20 protein-coding genes and 1 other RNA gene are annotated in these 21,785 nt (G+C 35.1%); 9 read left to right on the top strand and 12 right to left on the bottom strand.

Features of this window, described 5'->3' with window-relative positions; genetic code table 11:
- Nucleotides 1–207 precede the first annotated feature (207 nt).
- From J0M37_04895 to J0M37_04875, 5 genes are all read left to right on the top strand, one after another.
- A complete protein-coding gene (locus tag J0M37_04895) occupies nt 208–849 on the top strand; it encodes a hypothetical protein (GenBank protein MBN8584411.1) in 642 nt (213 codons plus the stop codon).
- Nucleotides 850–851: 2 nt separating this feature from the next.
- Nucleotides 852–1,577, top strand: coding sequence for a hypothetical protein (locus J0M37_04890; GenBank protein ID MBN8584410.1), 726 nt, complete (start codon nt 852–854; stop codon nt 1,575–1,577).
- A 4-nt stretch (nt 1,578–1,581) separates the two neighbouring features.
- Nucleotides 1,582–2,007, top strand: coding sequence for a ribonuclease HI family protein (locus J0M37_04885; GenBank protein ID MBN8584409.1), 426 nt, complete (start codon nt 1,582–1,584; stop codon nt 2,005–2,007).
- Between the two features lie 87 nt (nt 2,008–2,094).
- Nucleotides 2,095–2,473, top strand: an RNA gene (rnpB, locus tag J0M37_04880) — RNase P RNA component class A.
- A 68-nt stretch (nt 2,474–2,541) separates the two neighbouring features.
- The gene (locus tag J0M37_04875) at nt 2,542–3,447 is read left to right on the top strand and encodes a T9SS type A sorting domain-containing protein (GenBank protein ID MBN8584408.1); all 906 of its coding nucleotides are present in this window, start codon (nt 2,542–2,544) and stop codon (nt 3,445–3,447) included.
- 28 nt (nt 3,448–3,475) lie between these two features.
- Here J0M37_04875 and J0M37_04870 read toward each other — a convergent pair whose 3' ends face one another.
- The 9 genes from J0M37_04870 to J0M37_04830 all read right to left on the bottom strand — a co-directional run bounded on the left by J0M37_04870 (nt 3,476) and on the right by J0M37_04830 (nt 13,816).
- Nucleotides 3,476–5,491, bottom strand: coding sequence for an O-antigen ligase family protein (locus tag J0M37_04870; protein MBN8584407.1), 2,016 nt, complete (start codon nt 5,489–5,491; stop codon nt 3,476–3,478).
- The gene (locus J0M37_04865; GenBank protein ID MBN8584406.1) at nt 5,491–6,303 is read right to left on the bottom strand and encodes a mechanosensitive ion channel; all 813 of its coding nucleotides are present in this window, start codon (nt 6,301–6,303) and stop codon (nt 5,491–5,493) included. The genes J0M37_04870 and J0M37_04865 overlap by 1 nt, the downstream gene beginning before the upstream one ends.
- 5 nt (nt 6,304–6,308) lie before the next feature.
- Entirely contained in the window at nt 6,309–6,722 is a 414-nt protein-coding gene (locus tag J0M37_04860) for a hypothetical protein (GenBank protein MBN8584405.1), read from the bottom strand.
- 62 nt (nt 6,723–6,784) lie between these two features.
- Complete coding sequence (locus J0M37_04855) at nt 6,785–7,906, bottom strand: glycosyltransferase family 9 protein (protein ID MBN8584404.1); 1,122 nt, start codon at nt 7,904–7,906, stop codon at nt 6,785–6,787.
- 17 nt (nt 7,907–7,923) lie between these two features.
- Nucleotides 7,924–8,322, bottom strand: a complete 399-nt coding sequence (gene mce, locus J0M37_04850; protein ID MBN8584403.1) for a methylmalonyl-CoA epimerase — start codon at nt 8,320–8,322, stop codon at nt 7,924–7,926.
- Entirely contained in the window at nt 8,319–9,407 is a 1,089-nt protein-coding gene (locus tag J0M37_04845; protein MBN8584402.1) for a mannose-1-phosphate guanylyltransferase, read from the bottom strand. Before J0M37_04845 ends, mce begins: the two co-directional genes overlap by 4 nt.
- A gap of 16 nt (nt 9,408–9,423) precedes the next feature.
- Nucleotides 9,424–11,256, bottom strand: a complete 1,833-nt coding sequence (locus J0M37_04840; GenBank protein MBN8584401.1) for a hypothetical protein — start codon at nt 11,254–11,256, stop codon at nt 9,424–9,426.
- 3 nt (nt 11,257–11,259) lie between these two features.
- A complete protein-coding gene (alr, locus tag J0M37_04835; GenBank protein ID MBN8584400.1) occupies nt 11,260–12,408 on the bottom strand; it encodes an alanine racemase in 1,149 nt (382 codons plus the stop codon).
- A 4-nt stretch (nt 12,409–12,412) separates the two neighbouring features.
- A complete protein-coding gene (locus J0M37_04830) occupies nt 12,413–13,816 on the bottom strand; it encodes an aspartate ammonia-lyase (GenBank protein ID MBN8584399.1) in 1,404 nt (467 codons plus the stop codon).
- A 166-nt stretch (nt 13,817–13,982) separates the two neighbouring features.
- Between J0M37_04830 and J0M37_04825 the strand changes: the two genes are divergently transcribed.
- Both J0M37_04825 and J0M37_04820 read left to right on the top strand, forming a co-directional pair.
- Nucleotides 13,983–14,822 carry a DUF4292 domain-containing protein gene (locus tag J0M37_04825; protein ID MBN8584398.1) on the top strand — a complete coding sequence of 280 codons (840 nt, stop codon included), beginning with the start codon at nt 13,983–13,985 and terminating at the stop codon, nt 14,820–14,822.
- A 138-nt stretch (nt 14,823–14,960) separates the two neighbouring features.
- Nucleotides 14,961–15,230, top strand: a complete 270-nt coding sequence (locus J0M37_04820; GenBank protein MBN8584397.1) for a hypothetical protein — start codon at nt 14,961–14,963, stop codon at nt 15,228–15,230.
- A gap of 61 nt (nt 15,231–15,291) precedes the next feature.
- On the opposite strand, the gene J0M37_04815 is transcribed toward J0M37_04820, so the two are convergent.
- Complete coding sequence (locus J0M37_04815; protein ID MBN8584396.1) at nt 15,292–16,788, bottom strand: hypothetical protein; 1,497 nt, start codon at nt 16,786–16,788, stop codon at nt 15,292–15,294.
- Between the two features lie 7 nt (nt 16,789–16,795).
- Nucleotides 16,796–18,253: a hypothetical protein gene (locus J0M37_04810; protein ID MBN8584395.1), complete on the bottom strand. Its 1,458-nt coding sequence runs from the start codon at nt 18,251–18,253 to the stop codon at nt 16,796–16,798.
- Nucleotides 18,254–18,485: 232 nt separating this feature from the next.
- Here J0M37_04810 and J0M37_04805 point away from each other — a divergent pair, with 232 nt between their 5' ends.
- Both J0M37_04805 and J0M37_04800 read left to right on the top strand, forming a co-directional pair.
- Nucleotides 18,486–18,665 carry a hypothetical protein gene (locus J0M37_04805; GenBank protein ID MBN8584394.1) on the top strand — a complete coding sequence of 60 codons (180 nt, stop codon included), beginning with the start codon at nt 18,486–18,488 and terminating at the stop codon, nt 18,663–18,665.
- A gap of 11 nt (nt 18,666–18,676) precedes the next feature.
- Nucleotides 18,677–20,209: a T9SS type A sorting domain-containing protein gene (locus tag J0M37_04800; protein ID MBN8584393.1), complete on the top strand. Its 1,533-nt coding sequence runs from the start codon at nt 18,677–18,679 to the stop codon at nt 20,207–20,209.
- A gap of 70 nt (nt 20,210–20,279) precedes the next feature.
- On the opposite strand, the gene J0M37_04795 is transcribed toward J0M37_04800, so the two are convergent.
- On the bottom strand, nt 20,280–21,722 hold the full coding sequence (locus tag J0M37_04795) for a hypothetical protein (protein MBN8584392.1): 1,443 nt from the start codon (nt 21,720–21,722) through the stop codon (nt 20,280–20,282).
- Between the last annotated feature and the right edge of the window lie 63 nt (nt 21,723–21,785).

Genomic DNA, 21,785 nt, shown 5'->3' with positions numbered 1-21,785 from the left:
TTACAGTCCTGCATTCTGAACGCACTTACCCTTTTGCATTGAATTTAAAAGTAAGTAAAACTATTTTAGTATTAATATGATAAGTAATTCAACAAAATTTCTTATATTATTCAGGCTTAAAACCATTTTATTTGAACACAGAATCTGATGTCCCGACTATATAAAAGCGGGACATTTTTTTTATACGTAATTTAAAGATATTTATTTATGATTGATGCTTCAAATACAGCGAAAAAGTTCTTTCCTGCAGCAAATATAAAAAAACTGGAATATGTTTCACCGGTGTTTGCAAGAAAATATAAAATAGCTGTATTTGTACCGTTAAAAAATGCAGATGAGTTGACTTTCAAAATGGCTTCTGCCGGTGCAGGTAATATAGGAAAATATTCAATGTGTTCTTTCAGAACTGCAGGAATAGGCACTTTCAAAGGATCATCTTCATCCAAACCGTTTACAGGCAAAAAAGGTAAGTTTGAGATGGTTGAAGAGATGAGGCTTGAAATGATATGTGAACAAAAAGACCTGGATAATGTAATAAATACTGTTTATTCAGCTCATCCGTATGAAGAGCCGGCATGTGAGATCTACCCGGTTATAGTAAAAGATAATAAGGTAAATAAAAAAACAGCATTATTACATTTTAAAAAGCCGGTAACGCTTGGGGATTTTATAAAAAAAGCAGGTCCAAGGCTTAAGGCTGAACCTTTGCCGGTAAAACTGTTAAACACTAAAGTTCACAGAGCATTTATTGACCTGACAGGTAAAACAGAATATGAAATAAAACCTTTAAAAACAAAAACACTTGTAATAAGAAAAAATAATAATATAATTAATTTTGAAGTAATATGAGTATGAAAGAAAGAATTCTGCAGCTTTACAAACTTAACAGAATAGACAGAGAACTGCATGAGCTTATCAGTCTACGGGGTGATATACCGGCAAAAATAGAGGACCTGAGCTCTGAAAAAAGAGAGCTTGATGAGCGGGCCAATGAGCTACGCAGGGAACTTGATACTATTGTAGAAGCTGAAAACAACGTTCAGAACGAAAACACTCACCTGCTGGAAAAAATAGAAAAAAACGATGAGTTACTGCGTTCAGGTGCGGTAAAATCAAACAAAGAATATGATGCGCTTGCCAAAGAAATTGATGAAGCTACAACAAAGATAAAAGAAAACGAAAAGGCTGCAAAGGATGATAATTCAGCCCGCAAATCAGCAATTGAAAACGAACTTGTGCTCATAGCCGGTCAGCTTGAAGATGTAAACGTTGAGCTGGACCAGAACTTAAAAGAGCTTGAAGAACTGACCAAACAAACCGGTGAAGAAGAAACCGAGCTGAATTCACAAAGAGAAGAGATAATAAAAAGTATAGAGCCCGAAGACCTGGCATATTACGACAGGATAAGCAGCGTTAAGTATGGTGAAGCTGTTGCAGTTGTTAGAAAAGGGTCATGCCTGGGATGTTACAGCTCAATACCTCCGCAAAAAGCAATTGAAATACGTACTGCCGATAAATTCTACGCATGTGAATCCTGCGGCAGAATACTGATTGCCGAAGAAATTATTACCGCGTAGCTTATTGGGCAAACTTAAAGTTTTTACAGATGGCGCTTCGCGCGGCAACCCGGGCGAAGCCGGGATAGGGATCATAGTTTATGATGAGAGTGATAACATTATTAAGAAGTGGAATGAATACATTGGCAAAACCACTAACAACCAGGCTGAATACCTTGCGCTTATAAAAAGTTTGGATCTGATAAGGGAATTAAAAGAAACAATTCAGATAGAATTTATAGAGTTCTTTGCAGATAGTGAGCTGATGGTTAAACAGCTAAGGCTGGAATACAAAGTTAAGGATGAAGGTTTAAAGCCGCTTTTTAAAAAATTCAACACATTGATAAACGAACTGAAGATACCCTACAAGATAAATCATGTTGAAAGAAAACTGAATAAAGAAGCAGATAAGCTTGCTAATATGGGTATAGATAATAAAAACAGCCTTTAATATCCAGAATATCTCAGCGCTGCAGCAATATTCCCTCTCAAATGGAACTTAAAATCATTATTTTTGCTTTAAGATATTTCTAATAAAAGGAAAGCTCAAGCAGCCGCTTTCAATGTAACAGTTGGGAGAGGAAAGTCCGGACACTCAAGGGCAATGCACCGTGTGAAAGCGCGGGTGCAGCGGGGCAAACCCGCTGTAACGGATCAGTATCACAGAAAACAAACTACCATTCGGGGCAACCCGATTGGAAAAGGTGAAAAGGCGGTGTAAGAGACCACCGTGCATTCAGTAATGAATGCTGCAAGATAAACCCTGCATGAGTGCAAGGCCGCGTAAAGTATCACTTTCGGGCTGCCCGTCTGAATCTGCCAAGGCAGTGTGATACAGGGTAGGCTGCACAAGATAAATGGCTGCCCATGCCCCGCAAGGGGCGGGAACAGGATCCGGCTTATGAGCTTTCCGTTTTATTATTTACTTGCAAATTCTGCCTTTGTTATCTATTTTTGTATAACAAGCCGAAAGGACTTTATACCTATGAAAAAGTCTAAAATAATAATATTTACCCTGCTTCTTATCACCTGTAATATTTCTTCACAAATTTTTTTGGAAGACGAAAATTTTTCTGATAAAGACTATCCATTGGAAATTTTGAGTGAAGGTTTTAATACGCCGGCATTTCCGCCTTTTGGCTGGTCGACACAAATTATTACAGGAACATATAATTGGGCACAAGCTTCCAGCGGGGCTTATTGTAATACATACCGTTCAGCTTTCATTCCCTTTAATATTTCACCCAGCGGACAGGTTGCAAGACTTATTTCGCCTGTGTTCATTCCAACATCCACAAGCAGAGATTCACTGATATTTTCAGAGGCATATTGCCAGAAACCGGGAGTAACTGAGTCACTTGAGATATTTATTTCAACGAATTCAGGCACCACATGGCAATTGTTCAGTTCATTTAACAGCGGCACGTTAATGACTGCGCCTGCAACATCTACATATTTTACACCTACCTGCAATCAATGGCAGAACAAAAGCATTTATCTGCCGCTAAATACAAACAGAATATGTTTTCAGGCAGCCGGTGGGAACGGTAATAATCTTTATGTTGATGAAGTGCTGGTAAAGCCATCATTCTTATCAGGAATTCCTCAATATTCAACAGAAGTTCCTGTAGATTTCAAACTACATAACAACTACCCAAACCCGTTCAATCCAACGACCAAAATACGGTTTGATATAACCGAACGAACAAACGTGAAAATTATTATCTATAATTCTGCGGGTAAGGAAATAAATGTTTTGGTGGATAGTGAACTGGGGGCCGGCAAGTATGAAACATCATTTACTGCGTTAGATATTTCAAGCGGGATATATTTCTACCGGATCATCACTGATAATTTTACAGATACAAAAAAAATGATCCTTGTAAAATAGATTCTGAAATTAGTTTAATGTTTTAACACTAAGGCTTTTTATCTGATTTTATATCATTCAGCAGCTTAAGCGCAAACTGGTTTCCGGGTTCTGACGCTAGTATTTGTTCGCAGTACATCCGGGCAGCTTCCGTATTTCCTTTCTTAAAATTCAGGTAGGCCGCGGTTAAATATGCATCAAGAGATTTTGGCCGCAGCTGCATTACTACATTCATCAGCTCATCGGCTTTAGTAAGATTTCCTTTTTTAATGTAGTACCTTGCCAGATTTATCCTGTAAGAAATATTAACTGAATCCTTTGCAAGTACTTCTTTTTCAAGTAACAATGCTTCCCGGTCTCTTTCCATTTCGTAATATATCAAAGAAAGTAGTGCGTTCGATTCATTTATAAAGTAATGTGAATTTCTAAGCCCTTCAACCTGTCTTGCTGACTGATTGAGAAGATTCATTTTAGTTTCTTTGGGCATTGTTTCACTGGAAAAAACCTGCCGGTAAACTGTATTTGCAAGCGCATATTTATAATCTGTGTAATAGTCATTCATGGCAATGGCTGTATTCATGTTATACACAGCTTCGGCAAACTTACCCTGTTTTATCAGTTGATTGCCAAGCTTAAAGAACCTGTCTGCCTTCATATCATTAATGCTGCTGTATATATTGTATGAACAAACCAATATTACGGGAATAGCAATCATTATAATTAATTTCCGGTTAAAAATCAGTTCTTTTGATTTTTCACTATCTGCAGCTTTTAATGCTCCCAGAAAAACAAAAAAATACAGCAGAATGGAAATATCATCAAAATTAGTTAAACCATACACACTGTACCCGGCGATGAACGCCCCAAAAGCCATAAAAATTATTTTTTTATCAGAATCTGTTCCTTTGAAGATATTTTCCAGGCAACGTCTTAATGCCTGAACTAGTATGCTGATATATGCCAGCATGCCGATCAAACCCATCGAATACAGCATGTACAAAAAGTTGTTATGCGGATTATCAAAGTAACCGGTTCTTTCAAGGAAGCGGAGCCTGTTAGAATAAAATTCTTCAAATGCAGATGAAAACATCGCAATACCAGTTCCGAACACAGGATATTTTAAAAACAAATTAAACGAATCCTGCCATAATACCAGCCTGGGGTTATCTGATGAACTGAAAAAACTTAATATGCGGCGTGACAAAAAGCTTTCGGGTGCAATCAGGATATACAACAGAAAAACCAGCACTACACCACCGGTCAGATAAAGTATATTCTTAATATACCTGCCTTCATTTATTTTTTCTGCACCTGCTGCACCGTTTTTCTTTTTGATAAAAAGATACAATCCAATCAGCAATGCTGTTTCTGCAGCTAACGCAATGTATGCTGATCTTGTACCTGAGAAAACTATCCCCGTGACAATAATTGCCGGAAAAATAATTTTCAGGATATTGTTTTTTTTAGAGGAAATATTCAGAATTGAAAATGGGAAGATGAGGGTTAAAAATCCGCCGAAGAAAACAGCATTCCCAAAAGTAGAAACAGGCCTATCTAAACCCGGCTGCTGAATACCAAAAGCATCAAAACCGGCTAACTGTATAAAAGAATACACCGAAACCAATACAGCTAATATTTCAACAGTAAGAAATAACCCGGTAAAACGTTTTTTATCACTTAACAGGCCGCCGGATAAAAAATAAATAACAGCCAGATACAGAAATGTAATTAAACTGATTTGCCTTTGATATTGGCCAAATACGCTGATCTTTGGATTAAGTGAGAATATTGTTGAAAGGACTGCGGCGCAAATAAATATTAGTACTGGAACATCCAGCGAACTATTGAAACTAAAAGGGGTGTTTTGCCCACTTCTTAAAGTATTTTCAGCAAAATGCGCGGTGCTGAACATAACAAAAAATGAACCGGTAATAATAAAAGCGCTCATTTTAACCAGATCAACCGGGTTTTCAAAAAACATAGTTATTGCCAAAGGCACAGATACAACAACAAGCATAAAAAAGTAAAAAGGAATATAACTTAGGTTTGCAGGACGGGCTTCCATTATTGTTTCTTCAGGTTAACGTCCATTTGCGGGAAGGGTATTGAAATACCGTTTTTATCAAACTCATTCTTTACGGCTTCATTCATAAAAAATGTCAGCTCAACAAGGTCATCTGTTTTAACCCATACCCGGGATTCAATATTAACTGAGCTTGCACCAAGCTCCTTAACGCCTATTATAACTTCCGGATCTTTAAGTATCTTTTCGTTTGAATTGATCACATTCATAATTATCGATTTAGCTTTTGCTATATCATCAGCGTAGCTGATCGAAAAAACGGAGTCGATCCTTCGGGTGTTTTCAAGAGTATAATTCACTATGGGTCCGGTTGAAAGCGGCCCGTTTGGAATAAAAACCACTTTGTTATCAAGTGTATTTATTACGGTATTAAAAATCCTTAATTCCATGACCGTTCCTTTGTGCCCCTGCGCTTCGATGAAATCACCTTTGCTGAACGGTTTATAAATAAGCAGCAGTACGCCGCCGGCGAAATGCTGCAGTGAGCCTGAAAGCGCCATACCGATTGAAAGTCCAACCGCGCCAAGCAGCGCAATGAAGGAGGTCATTTCGATACCTATCATACCCATCACACTGATAATGAGCAGAATTTTAAGTACTATAGAAACCAGCGTTCTGAAGAAAGGCCTCAGGGATTCATCTATCTTCCGGGATTGCATGACCCTGTTAAGGAATTTGATAAGCAGCTTTATCAAATAAAGCCCGATAACAAGTGTCACTAAAGCAAGAGCAAGCTTGGGGAGGTATTCTATAACTTCTTTAGTAAGTATTTCAATAGTTTGTTTATCCAGCATAATACTTATCTCATTTTCTGCATATAAAAATCTACTTTTTTTGTATTTCCGTCTTTACCGGGTCCTTCTATAAATGCATGAAGATTTCCCTCTTCAAGCAGGTATGTTATTTTTTTCGGAAAGTCGTGATCAGGGTTTTCAAACACAGCGCTGGTATCAGTTACATTAGTTAATTTAAATTTTACCGGGGCTGGGTTATGGGCTACATCAGCCACATAATATATTCCATCGGCAGTTTTTTCAATTTTCAGGGATTCACTGAAAATAACTTTTCCTTCTTTAATAGTTTTTGAGCCGCCTTCAAACAGATCATCATTTATAACTTTCCATTCTTCATAACTGGTGGTTTCACCAGAAGCAGATACCCAGCTATCCGCTATCCACAAAAGCTTTTGCATATCAGTTTTTTCCTGTGCCATTAGCTGTAAATTAAAAATAATTATTAATATAATGTATTTCATATATCTGTTTATCAGCAAAATTACGGATTATTAATGATTGTTTCTATTGAGGAAAAAATTTCTTCAGTACTTATATCATGCATACATTTCGCTCCGAACACTTCATTTTCAGGAATTATCCCGCGGCATTTGCCTTCACTGCATAAATTACATGCGAACCGTGCTTGAACTATTGCATGAAAATTATCGTTTTCGTAGATCTTCCACATTATATCATCGTATTTTTCAAGCAGGCCTATGGTTTTAACGCCAACAGCAGCTGCAAGATGCCTGGGGCCGGAATTATGAACTAAAGCAGCATCTGCATACTTTAATATTCCTGCAAGCTCACCAATAGTTTTTGTTTTTACGAAACTGATACTGCCGGTATAGATCTTTTTGAGCGCATTTACATATTCTTCGTCATATTCACTATAAGCTAAAACAATATTATACTTATTGCTTTTTTCAGCTTTTATCAGCACTTCTTTAAGCTTTTCCGGCGGCAGCTGCCTGTCCTTATCGCTTGCTCCGGGATGTACTACAATTATTTTTTTACCTTTATCATGTTCTGAAAAAAATTTCGCGGCAGCCTGAATACATTCTGCAGGCACCTGGAAAAATGTACTTTTATCTTCGGTAGTAATGCCAAGCGGTTCCAGCAAAGAGCAAAAATAATTAAGAACACCTGAATCACTTCTTTTTACGGGAGGTTTATCGGTGAGCAGATAATCAAAAGGCTGGTTTTTTTCACCTACCCTGCGTTTTATACCTGCAAAAAAAGACCAAAGTACAAATCTGTTCTGCGGAAAGGTTGAGACAGCTGCATCAAATTTTAACGCGCGCAGATATTTTACACATTGCCACTCGGCTTTAAGCCTTGCAAATCCTTTTAAGGCGCGCATTGCCCTTCGGTCAAGCTCAAGAACATTATCAACAAACGGATTATTCCTGAATACTTCAGCGGTACCTTCAAAATTGCTTTTTTCGATGTAAGGATTTCCTTCACGGGTGTTATTAATATACTTACGCCTGTGAAAAAGGAGTATAGTAATTTCAACATCCGGCAAAGAAGCTTTTGCGGCTTTGAGAGCAGGAGTTAAAACAATAGAATCGCCCATCTGGCCTTCAGCCAGAAACAGTATTTTTTTGATCTCCTGCAATAATTAAAATATAAATTTTAATGCTGGCAGACTTCTGTTAAAACACCGCCGATTGATTTTGGATTTACAAATGCGATCAGCATGTTATCAGATCCAATTCGCGGTTCTTTATTTATAAGCTCAAATCCTTCACTATCAAGCCTTTTAAGATCTGTTTTAACATCATCAGATTCATATGCTATATGATGAATTCCTTCTCCGCGTTTTTCTATGAATTTTGAAATTGGAGAATCCGCTGATGTTCCTTCCAGCAGCTCTATGGTTGACTCTCCGATTGTAAATTTAACAACATTTACCTTCTGTTCAGCTACATATTCCATTTCAGAAGGTTCAGACTGCAGAAGCTTTTTGTAAGTTTCTGATGCAGTTTTAAGGTCTTTAACAGCAATTCCCAGGTGAGAGATCTTGTTTATCATATATAATCGCTAAGTCCCTTTCTTTTTAAATAATCAACAATTTCTTTTACTTCCTGTGACCTGTCTTTTTTGCAGACAAGCAGGCCGTCTTTTGTATCTATTATTATGAGGTCATCAACCCCGATAACACCCACAAAACCTTTAGGGGACATTATAAGGTTATTATGGGAATCTTTAATAAAGCTGTCTCCGATAACAGAATTATTATTTTTATCCTTATTTTTAAGCCTGGATACTTCATCCCAGCTTCCGAGGTCGCTCCATTTAAGATCTGCCTTAATCACATATACATTTTTAGCTTTTTCCATTATACCGTAATCAATGGAAATACTTTTAATTTCGGCAAAGACCTGTTCGAGCACGCTTTGATATTTCTGGGTATGAATTGATTTTTCAATTTTCAAAAGCTGGTGATGCAGGTCAGGAAGCAGGTCGCTCATTTGCTTAAGCATTGTATCTGCCCTGAAAATGAACATTCCGCTGTTCCATAAAAAATCACCGCTTTCAAGAAATACTTTGGCAACATCAAGCGAGGGTTTTTCAGCAAATGTTTTAACCCTGTAAATATTCACATCACTTTTTTCTGATTTATAAAATGCGTCTTCAATGAACTGGATATATCCATAACCAGTTTCAGGGTGCGAAGGCACAATGCCAAGGGTTACAATTGAATCGTTCTGTTCCACAAACTTTAGTCCTGTATTAACAACCTTCGTGAATTCATCAACGTTTTCAATTAAATGATCGGCGGGAACAACGAACATTTTGGCTTTTTCATCATACTGTTTTAAGATAGTAGAAGCCAGCCCTATACAAGGAGCTGTGTTTCTGCCGACAGGCTCACCAATAATGTTTTCTTTCGGGATTCTGGGAAGCTGCTTTTTAACAAGATCGATATATTGTTTATTTGTAATTATGAATACCTGTTCGATCGGCACAATATCTTTCAGCCTTTTAATAGTAAGCTGAAGCATAGTATCGCTTGAATTAGCGATAGGCAAAAACTGTTTTGGCAGCTTTGATGTTCCGTAAGGCCAGAACCTGGCTCCAACCCCCCCGGCCATAACTATAGCATATGATTTCATTTCGTTCTTTTAATATTTAAGAATCGGCAAAGATCTTCACCGGGTTATTTAAATGCTGTACCAATACATTAAAGTCTTCCGGCTTTCTATCAGTAAGAAGCATTTTAAAAGTAAAAATTATATATTTTATTATCTGCTGAACTTCTGCTTCCTGCATATCCATTCTGTAATCTTTAACATATTTTAAGAATACATAGGTAACTTCAGCAAGCTTTAAAACATCCCTGTTCTTAATTGCAGCAGATATCTTTGCGATAAGCCTCAATGCATTATTTAGCTCACTGATTTTTTCAAGGGCATCAATTTTGCTGTACTCTCCTTTTAAGTTACCGATACCTGTAAAACTTTTTTCAAATTCTTTTACAAGATATTTCAGCTTAAAATTAGCTGTTTCAAGCTGTGATTTTTTCAGCTCTGGTTTTTCAATAACCGGTATCGGTCTGATAATTTCTTCCTGTATTTTATCCTCAGGGTCAATCTCTTTATATTCAGGGTTTGACGCACCTGTTTCTTCAGCAATACTTTCAGCCGCAGAAATATCTTCGGTAATTTCTTCTTTGGGTTTCAGCTCTTTTTGCTGATCGCCTGAAATATCTGATTTCAGCTTTTCTATTTTATCTACAATGGAATCATAATTCAAATAATCTTCGCCTTTTATCAGGCTGTTCACAAGCGCCAGCGATGAATCCAGCAGGCTGATCCTTTCAAATGTTAACAGTTCGGGCTGGCTAATGGATCTGGTAAAATAAATATTCATTGTTAGGAATATATCTGCAGTAAGATCAAAGGAAAGCTGCCTTGAAAGATTTGATAGCTCGCTGGTTATTCCCAATATTTCCGTTAATGCCTGCAGGCATTTATCGCTTAGTTTACCGTTATCATCTGTTATACAATCTCTGCCTACTGAAGCCAAAAGTTTTTCAAGTATCTTTACTTCTTCAAAGAACCTGCTTTCAAATGTATAATAGGCTTCATTAGTTATAGCTTCTTCTTTAATATGCTCATCTTCAGGAGAGCCGCCTTTGGGTTTGTGTACTTCTATTTCAATTTCAGGTAAATCTTCTTCTTTAACAGTTTCTTCATCAATTTCATCAATTTCATCAATTTCATCATTTTCAGATTCTATTTCAGCAATTATACTTTCAGTTTCCTCAAATTCTTCTGTTGAAATATTACCTTCTTCTTCGTCCAATTCTTCCTGTTCAGGTTCATTTTCTGAATTTAAGCTTTCGTATATTTTTATATTACTTTCGTTTTCCTTATCACTATTTTCAACCGATTCGCTGATACTTTCAAGCTCAAATACTTCGGTTTCTGTATTGTTGGAACCGGCATTTTCAATCAGAGTTAAGCCATCCTCTTCATCGCTTTGAGTTTCAACGGTTTCCATTTCTTCCGTTTCTTCTATCTGTGCAATATTACTATCTTCATCAATATTAAATACTATTTTTTCCTTATTTTCTGTTTGGATTTCTTCAACTTCATTTTTTGCCGCCTCAGAAGAATCGCTTGTAATTTCTTTTATTGCTTCCTGAACATTTTCACTTTTATAAAGATCAATTTTTGAACATATCTTCGTTATATTCTGTTTATCGTACTCAAAATTATCCTTAAGATTAAAAATTGTAACCTGAGACTTATCTATTTTATCGGATATATAGAGCAAATATTTAAAAAGCATATCCAGCCCGGCAGTTTTACCGATAATAAAGGTAACCTTCATTACATCATCAACGGCAATAATGCTGTCTACCAGCTTACTTAACCTGTAATTTTCTTTAAATTCACCTGATGGTGAATGAACCACAGTATAAAGAAGGTAATTTATATAATCTTTTTTAAATGTCATTTATTATCCGTTTAGATATACTCTTTCGACCCTGTCTGCAACAGCGCAAATCATTTCATACGGAATTTTTCCGCATATCTTTGCCAGTTTATCCGCTCCGATATTTATGCCGTTTTCTTCACCCATTAAAAGCACATCGTCACCAATTTTGATATTATATCGTTTGCCAAGCTCTACCATAATCCAGTCCATAGTAACTGCACCGGCCTGCCTGTAAAGCTTTTTGTTGATAAGAACCTTTGCTTTATTGGTTAACAGACGCTGGTACCCGTCACCATAACCAATCGGTATAGATCCGATAAACTCATTTTGCCTGGCAAAATATTTTCTTCCGTAAGATACACTTTCGCCTTCGCTTATCTTTTTTATGAAAGTTACTTTTGACTTTAAATTCATTATTGGCTTAAGCTTAATCTTATTCCTAACTCCATTGCCCGGGTAGTACCCGTATAACAGTAATCCCGGCCTGACCATATTAAAATATGATTCTTTCAGATCAAGAACAGCACCGCTGTTAGCTGAATGAATTATCGGAATTTCTATACCTGACTTTTTAAGCTCACCAAGCAGCCTGTTGAACCTTTTAAGCTGCAACTTTGAAAATGATTTATTTTTCTCTTCAGATGAGGCAAAATGTGTAAATATCCCTTCAAGCTCAATATACTTTAAGGCGGATATCTGCTGAATGGTTTTTAAAGCGCTTTTATAATCAAGCCCTATACGCCTCATCCCGGTATCAACTTCGATATGGATCTTGAACTTACTTTTAAATTTCCTGCTGTAATCATTAAGAAATTTCGCCGTATCATAAGAAGCAACAGTAGCTGTAAGATCATGCTTATGCAATATAGAAACATACTTTGCCGGTTCAAGCTTTGAATGTATTAGCGTACCGAAAACAAGTATAGGAGTATCAGGTATAAGCTTTCTCAGCCTGATAGCTTCATCATAATTTGCCACGCCAAGGAAGTCAATTCCGAGATCAACCAGCTTTTTGCTTATTTCTTCAATACCATGCCCGTAAGCATTAGCCTTAACAACACCGCAAATTTTGATCTTCCGTTTCGGATATTCACCGTGAATGTGCCGCCTTATCTGCTCAACATTAAAAGCAAGCTTTGAGAAATCTATTTCAGCCCGGGTAGGATTCAATATTTTACAGTCCGGGTTTGGTTAATTTCATCAGGTCTAAAACCTTATTCAATTCTTTTTCAGGCATAATATTTTTTGAACGTATAACATCCATTATAGAGCGGTGTGTCTTAACTGATTCTTTGGCAATTTCAGCGGCTCTGGCATACCCGATAATCGGGTTCAGGGCTGTAACTATGCTTATGGATTTTTCGGCATAGTCACGGCATTTCTTTTCATCTGCTATAAGACCGGCAACACATTTATCATCAAAAGCCTTGAGAGCGTTTTTAAGTATCTCGATCATCCATACTATATTAAATATCATAACAGGCATCATTACGTTCAATTCCAATTGACCCGCCTGTGAGCACATCATTACAGTATGGTTATTGCCCATAACCTGGTAAAGAACCTGGTTCATCATTTCTGCCATTGAAGGATTTACCTTACCCGGCATTATTGAAGAACCGGGCTGCACTGCAGGCATAATAATTTCTGCAAATCCTGTTGTGGGACCTGATGCCAGCAAACGGAGATCGTTTGTGATCTTGGTCATATCAATCGCGAAATTATTTATAGCGCTTGAAAGCTCCATAAACGGCATCATGCTTTGCATGGATTCAAAATAATTTTTAGTAGGCCGCAGCTTTAAACCTGATACTTTTGATAAATTCTTAGCCATCAGGCTGCGGTATTTAGCATGTGTGTTTAATCCGGTACCTACTGCAGTTCCGCCAATGCCAAGATCTGCGAGATGTTTCTGTGAAGAAAGTATGAGGTCATAATGTCTTGAAACAATTTCAGCATAGCCTTCAAATTCCTGCCCAAGTGTGATAGGCGCTGCATCCTGCAGGTGTGTTCTGCCTGATTTTATGACTTTTGAAAATTGTTTGGCTTTTTTCTCAAGGGTTTTCTGAAAATGTTTTATTACCGGCATAAGCCTTTGAGCCATTATGAGTGATGCAAGCCTCATAGCTGTAGGGAAAGTATCATTGGTTGACTGCGCCATGTTGACATGGTCATTCGGATTTATCAGCTTATAGTCTCCGCGCTTTCCGCCCATCAATTCCACACCGCGGTTAGCAAGCACTTCGTTTGTATTCATATTATGAGATGTACCTGCACCAGCCTGGTAAACATCAACTACAAAATGCTCGCGGTGTTTACCGCTTAGAACTTCATCGGCAGCTTTAATAATTGCAGCAGCTACTTTTTTATTTAAAAGACCAAGCTCTGCATTAGTCATAGCGGCAGCTTTTTTAATGTAAACATAAGCGTCTATCATAACGGGGTGAGCTTTCCACCCGCTTACAGGAAAATTACGTACTGCTCTTTGAGTCTGCACTCCGTAATATGCGTCGTAAGGAATTTCAATTTCTCCGAGTGAATCTTTTTCAATTCTTGACCTTGTTTTGCCGGTTTTCATTTAAAAACTATTGCCTTTCAGTAATAAATTAGTGTTTCGTAGTTAATTCTGTTGAATTTTTGAGGAAATCTACTCTATTAAAGTGATGAATTCTTTCAAAATATTAGCTAATTTAACAATTAATTATCATTAGTTATATAGAAAAATAATTGTAAGTAATAAATACATGTTTAAAATAACTCATGTTTTTTTCATTCTTTTAATATTTTGGGTTTATAGCGTTAACTCACAGGAAAACCAGGATTCTACACTAACACCTGAAGAAACAGTTCCTCTAACGGAGGACTCCACTCAGGTCACTGAAACAGATCCGGTAAAAATTGAAATATCACGGATAATCAAAGAAGTTAACTCCCGCTCAAAAGAAATAGATAATATCATTTCAACGGGTGAAATTAAAATCAAGACCCCGAAAATTGATGAAACGGGAGATATAGAAATTCACGTAAAGAAAAAAGATGACCTATGGTTCAAAATAGAAGGTCCCCTTGGAATTGACGCGGCAGTTGCACATTTTAACCGGGACAGGTTTACTTTTTTTGATGACCTGAACGATGTTGTGACAACAGGCTCAACAACAATACTTAACATAGGCACACTTACAAAGATAAGATGTACATTTGACGATATGCTGAATTCATTTTCAGGGACCGTCAGAATATCAAAAGGAAAAAAAGATGAGCTGGCTATGACTGAAGAAGGCGGACAATACGTACTTTCTTTAAAGCGAGGAACAATTACACGCAAATACTGGGTAGATAAAGATAATTACTTTGTATATAAATATATGTACATAAGCAAAACGGGTCAGACCCTGATCTCGTTTGAGTTCTCTAATTTTTCATATTCAGGTACCAGCACTTACGCGCGTAAAGTTGAAATACGCAGACCCAAGCAAAATGAATACTTCAGGCTTACAATGGAAAATGTGAGCCTTAACCAGGGCTACCTGGATTTTAAAGTTGACTATCCATATGGTGATGTAAAAATAAGGAACTGGAAATAAAATTATAACATAAATAAAAAAAATTAAAGGGGTACTATCCCCTTTTTTTATTAAGATAATATTAATTAAAATTAAAAAAATAACAAACAGTAAAACGGAATTCATTTATTTTTTTAATGTAAATTTGTATTTTTACCAATGGCAAAAATAAAAACTGAATGCGCATGCGGCGAAGTACATGAATTTGAAGGAGCAGCATCAAAGTATTTTGAAGGTAACATACCTGAATATGTAGATTGCAGCGAGTGTCCCGTATGCAGCCCTGAACTGCTGGATAAACCCGAAAACCACGAAGACGAAGCTTATAAAGAAGAAGTGGATATAGCGGAGCTGGAAAAAGCTCTGGAAGATGATCCTATTGCTGATATTGATGAAATTGATGAGGATTTTGACGAGGAAGAGTTTTAAATATCCAATTTATATTTTATATTTAGATTTCATATTTCCATTCAATTACCTTTAAATCAATTTATTTTCTAACTATTTCATCTGCCTTTTGTTTAACCCACCTATAGAACACTTTGTTTTTACAGTTTTCAACTGATGTTTCGAGCTCATTCGTAATAATATTTTCCGGGTTAAGATTAATTTTTATCAAAAGTTTTAAAGCTTTACATAACGTCAAATACATGCTGCTCATAAAATTATTTATTAGCCTGTTATTCCTCAGAAAATGTTCAAATGAATCAATATTTGATATCAATTCTTCAAACATTTTCATTTCATACAGCAGCATAAGCTTATAACGGTATATTATGATTTTATAAAGTGTTTCATTGGTATTTATTCTGCTAAGCATTTTTAAACCATCTTCATATTTCCCTGATTTAATACAATAACAAATTTCTGAAATCTTCTCTGTATACTCCCTGTCTCTTTTATGAACATATTTTATATTGTCTGAAATAAACTGTTTAATTTCTTCCGCATTCAAAAAATACTCTTTATTCACAAAAATATTCATATAGCTCATTCCGCTCATCATTTCATCTTCTTTTTCGCTGTAGCAATTATACTTAAGTATATATTCGCTTAATATATGTATTTTATAGCCGAATAATTCCGTATCAATATGAGAGCCCATTATCAATATATTGCTTAAACGTACAAATAATGAATGTTTGTTTTCGAAAGAAAGAGAAGGGAATATTTCTTTGTAAAAATCAATTATCTTATCGATCAATTTTAAATCTTCAAAATCATTATTTAGAATGAACCTGCTTACGTAATAATTAAAAATTATTATATTTTTGGTCCCCTTTTTGTCATTATAAACAAAATTTTCAAGTAACTCGGGGTCAATATTGTTAAGAATATGTTTATAAAAATTTACTCCATTGAGTCCCCTGTTTATCCGCTGGATAAGTACAAGGTTACTGGCAACTGTAAAATAGATCTGATCAAATGCTGAATTAAGCGCATACAGTATATTCTGCTCTCTTAAATCAAGTACTGTTTCATAGTCGGCATTCATAACCTTAAGCTGAACCAAATTTTCATTTGTTAAAACATGCAGGTTGCTTTCTTTAAATGTTTCTATATAGTCTTCCAGAAGTTTCAGGTTATCTATAAGGGGTTTTTCTGCAAATATATTAAGAGATTTATTTGTAAAGTTCACTTTAAACTTCAGATTATTCCTGACCAATGTATTTTCATCATTATATAATTCCTTTATCAGCATAAAATCTTCAGCCAATTGCGTTAACTGTGAAAAAAGAACCCTAATGGTTAAGGATGACCTTGACCTGTCATAAATCTTTCCGGGATACAGTTTTTTATAGATCTTTTCAGAAGTCAGTTTATCTGCAGGAAAATCAGGGTATAATTTTTTAAGTAAACCCAGCAACGGTTTAAAGTTTCTTCCTTTATTGTGGAACGGAGATATGATGAATTTTTCAAATTCTTTCAATTCTTCTTTTGAAAATGTTTTAAGTATTGTTAACAGCTTTATCTCTCTTGCCGGCATAATACAATTATATTAATTTACCCAGAAGCCATTTTAAATAAATATTTTCAGAGTTTAAAGAACTTATAATATTGTATAAATGATCTTTTGATGTGCTTAAATTCTTTTCTTTATATCTCATGAAATTTAAAAAATGTTTTAATACAACTTTATCTGTTTCAATAAATTCTTTTGGTATTTCCGAAGAATTTCTTAAGAAATGTTGAAAACTGTCCATTTCTGAATAAAACAAATCATAATGTTCCAGCTCTATTAAACATTGTATCTTAATATACTTAAGGTCTCTTATCATCATTGGTATAGAAAATCTGCTTTTACTTATCATACGCAGGCATTCTTCAAATCTGTTTTGCTGAAAAGCTGTTATTGCCCGGCTGTAATTAAAACAATCTTCTCGGTGAACTTCGTTGTGATACTTTAAATATTTCTCATTGTATTCGGTGATCTCAAAGAATTTTCTTTCATGAGCATACATTCTGATAATATTCCTGTACTGCCTTACATCAAACTGTTCATAATTGCCTTCTTTTATTGATTCATTTAACAGCAAAGTATAAAGCTTTTTGAATTCTGTTAGATAATGAACTCTTTTATTAAGCTTTTCATACAGGCAGAAATTACATAACCCGGCCAAATAACTTTTTTTCGAATCAAATGATAATACATCTAAATTATCCAGCAGTATTTTTTTCAGGGAAAGAAATGCTTTTTCATCGGTAAAATCGGTTACAATTCGGTTAAAATAATATAAAAGCATGATCTTTAAAGCCGGCATTTTATTGCCTTCAATAGCTTTTCCAAGAAGGTTATTTATATCTATCTTGCCCATTACATCCATAATTAAATCTGATTCCCTGAAATCTTCAGAATACAGCATCTCTACATCTTCTTTATGATTAATAAGCTCGAATAAAAAAAGGTATAACGCGGATTCTGTAAGCTCAATTCTTGCATCATTATACTTTTTCAAATTGTTCGATTTTTTTTCGTATATCAAATTGAACAAGGCTCGTTTTATCATATGCTGCTGCAGAAAGTAGGAGCTGTCGTCTGAATTTTTATCTTCATCCTTTGAGATCATTTTAATATAGCTATCACACAATTTAAATAGTTTTCTGCCGCTATATTCTTTGATTAAGCTTACAAATTTAAATTCATTACTGGTCCTGAAATACCTGATCATAAGGTATTCTTCAGTCAGCTTAGTTAACTGGCTTAATATTACCCTTATGCTAAGTGATGAAGCTTTGGGATCGTATTTTTTATGGGGATATAATTTTTTAAAGATCTTATCCTCGGTAATTTTCTGCGGCGGAAATTCAGGGTGAAGTTTTTTCAGGTAACTGTAAAGTGATTTATAGTTTCTGCCGTTATTGTGAAAGGGAGAGTTTATAAACTTCTCAAACTCTTTAATTTCCTCTTTAGTAAACGTTTTTAGTACAGAAATCAGCTTTAATTCTTTCATATCTTCTGAATTTTCCCGAAAATACCTTAACATATATTCAATTGCAAATCAAATTCTAAGTTCATTATTATCACTATTTTATAGAGTTGAAACATATTCTAACAGGAAATACTAATACTAAAATTACCTTAACAACAAAAGAAACTTTTCTTTGAATGCTTAAACATATGGGGATAACTTTGTACCAAAATATAAACAGTGCACTTTAATGCACTCAAGTGCACAGATTGATATGAGACTTAAAAAAGATAAAAAAATTTCAAAAGGATACAGGCTAAGGCCTGAAACCCATAAAATGATAACTAAAGTTCAAAAAATATTAAAAACCGATTATGATGATACTCTTACGGCACTATGCGCATATTTTCTGAAAAAAAACAATACTAACCAATTTAAATATTCAAAAAATTAATGGAATACATTATGAAAATTCTGAAATGTTTTATTGTTTTACTTTTAATGAGTTCTGGATTGTTTTCTCAATCCTGGATGGTGCAGTCAAATCCGGGTACAGGAAATATTATTGCAATACAGGCTTTTGATACTAACCTGGTATACGCGTTAACCGGTACTCAAGTTCTAAAAACTACCAATGGCGGAACAAACTGGAATATTGTTTTTACAGCCCCGCCCAGCAGAACTTTTAAGAATTGGCAATGGGATCAGCCTAATGTCGGGAATCTTTGGTTCACTAACTGGAATCAAAAATTTAAAACCACAGACGGAGGGTTTAACTGGACCCCTTATATATTACCGGGCGTACCGAATGATATGCAGTATTTAAACGATACTAATAATATATATTTCATAGATAATTCACAGAGCTTTTTGTATACTACAAATTCAGGTTCAAACTGGTATTCATCAAGTGTATCCGGATTTACGATAAACTCTTTGGGTAGTATGTATTTTGTTAATCAACAAACTGGTTTTGTTAACGGCGGAACCAGCTGGACTTATCTTCACAGACTATTGAGAACAACTGATCGTGGTTTTACCTGGACAACAAATATGGCAAGCAACACAAATGGCTATGAAGGAGGTGGAGATTTTAAGTTTTTCGGGAATATCGGTTTTCATGTTTCAAACAGAACTTATAAAACAACCAATATGGGAGAAAACTGGGTTATATTAAATAATCAATCAGGAGGCAGAAATTCACTTTTTATGCACGACCCGCAATGGGGTTGGCTGGGTAAATCAGACGGATTATTAAAAACTACTGATGGATGCTCAACTTGGGTAAATCAAAACATTGGTATATCAGGTGTTTCAATTTATGAGGTATCTTTTATAAATTATAATACAGGCTGGATTTGCGGATCATCAGGACATATACTTAAAACAACAAACGGAAGCGGTGTCACTCCGCCTGCACAGGCACCTACATTAACTTCACCTCCCAATAACTCTACGGGTCAAAGTATAACTCCTTTACTGCAATGGAATTCTGTTCCAAATGCAGTAAATTACCGGGTTCAGGTTTCTATAGATGTTTTTAATTCTACAGTACTTGATTATGATACGGTTTCAGTAACTCAGCTGCAGGTACCTCCGGGATTTTTAAACAATAATGTACTTTATTACTGGAGAGTTACTGCTTTGAACATAGGAGGTCAAGGTCCCTGGTCAGTTGTATGGAATTTCCGTACAGGTTTGGTTGGAATTAACCAAACAGGAAATGAAATACCTTCTGTTTACAAATTGTATAATAATTATCCGAACCCGTTCAATCCTGTAACAAAAATAAAGTTTGATATTCCGCAGCAATCATTCACCAAACTGATAATTTATGATATTAGCGGGAAGGAAGTATCAATGCTTGTGAATGAACAATTAAACCCGGGGAGCTATGAAGCGGATTTTGACGCATCAAAATTACCAAGCGGTGTTTATTTTTATAAGATAAGTTCCGGAGGATATGCGCAGGTTAAGAAGATGATCCTGGTAAAATAAATTATTCAAATCATTTCCTCAAAATTCAAGGGGGCATATATATGCCCCCTTTTTCTTTAAAATAATTTTACTAAAATTCTTCAAGTTTTCGTGTTAACCACCATCCAAAATCTGATGTTTTAACAGAATCTGTTATTTTCTTTCTTTCGTTACTAAGCAGTTTGTTATTTTTACTTTTGTTCGCAAGAAATACTTTTATAATTTCAGAAAATCCATAATGTTCACTTGATTTAGAAAATCTTGTATTATTTGCAATAAAGTGATTGTAACTATCAATCAAATAATACAATTCTTCAATATAGTTCAATTCATAAAATACGGCAATTTTAAGCTTATAAAGATAGTTTTTTTCGTTTAAAGTAGAAAAATCGATCTTATTCAGGTGATCTAGTGTTTTGGTGAAATCTCCTTTTTTAAAACTTAAAAATGCATAAGCATAATTATTTGATCTTTTTCTATAGTCAATTTTAACTTTTGGCAAATACTGTTCAATGAATGCCTGAACTGATTCCGTACTTTCTATTGCTATTTTAATCCTGATTATAGAATTAAATAAAACATCTTCAAGTGGTTCTTTACGGCTGAAAGAAAAAACACCATTTTGAAATACAAAATCTATCAATAAACTCAGCTGAGTGGCAAAAAGTGTAAAATCTCTGGTACTCATAAGCTTAGTACCGCTTTTCATCAGCCCTAAAAAATACTGCCATTTAAGCACATCAGATAGCTGATCAAAATTCATTTTATAAAATTCAATTAATTCCCAAAACAGCTCAGTATTTTCATATAAATAAAACAAACTTCGTTTGTGATCATAAATCATTTTATTTTTTAAACCGGTGTTATCATCAGTGCATAATTTGGCAAGCTCTTCAATATTCAGGCTATCGGTAATTTTTTTTAAAAGTTCAAAGTTTACCGGATATTCCAAATGATTACTGTATAACTGAACCTTTATATTCGTAACAAAATATGAAAGCGCATAAAGCGGTATGTGCATTAACTCTTTTAATGCTTTATCTTTCTTATTTTCCCTGTGGTAACTTAAAGATATAATTCTCTGCAGCAAAAGTTTTTCAAGTGCATAATTTTCATCCAGCCCGTTCTCATCCAATATCCTGTTACATTCCTTAATTTCACTTCTGCAATAATTGTATAAATTTTTATCATTAAAGTATTCCGCAAGAGATTTGGAATAACTAAAACTGTTGTTAAGAGAGCTTTCAACTACCAAAAAGTTTTTTGCCAGCCTTGTTAGTTCTGAATATCGTACAGCTAACTGAGATGATGAACTCTTATTATATACACCGGATGATATTCTGAGGCTTTTTAAGATTTTCTCATCAGAAAGTTTATTTTCGGGATAATCAGGGTGAAATTTTGTAAAAGCCTTAAAGAGAGGTTTCAGGTTTCTGCCGGGATTATGATATGGAGATATAATAAATTTTTCAAACCTCTTTAAATCCTCAACAGAAAATGTTTTGAGAATCGTGATCAGCTTTGATGCTTTCATTGAATCTCCTTCCTAAAATACCTTTAAAATATGGTAAAAAATCAACACATACAAAACAAATGT

It is taken from the genome of Ignavibacteria bacterium (assembly GCA_017303675.1).
Lineage (GTDB): Bacteria > Bacteroidota > Ignavibacteria > Tepidaquicellales > OLB5 > OLB5.
Note: the sequence above shows the minus strand (reverse complement) of the source record. Positions and strands in the feature narration are given on the sequence as shown.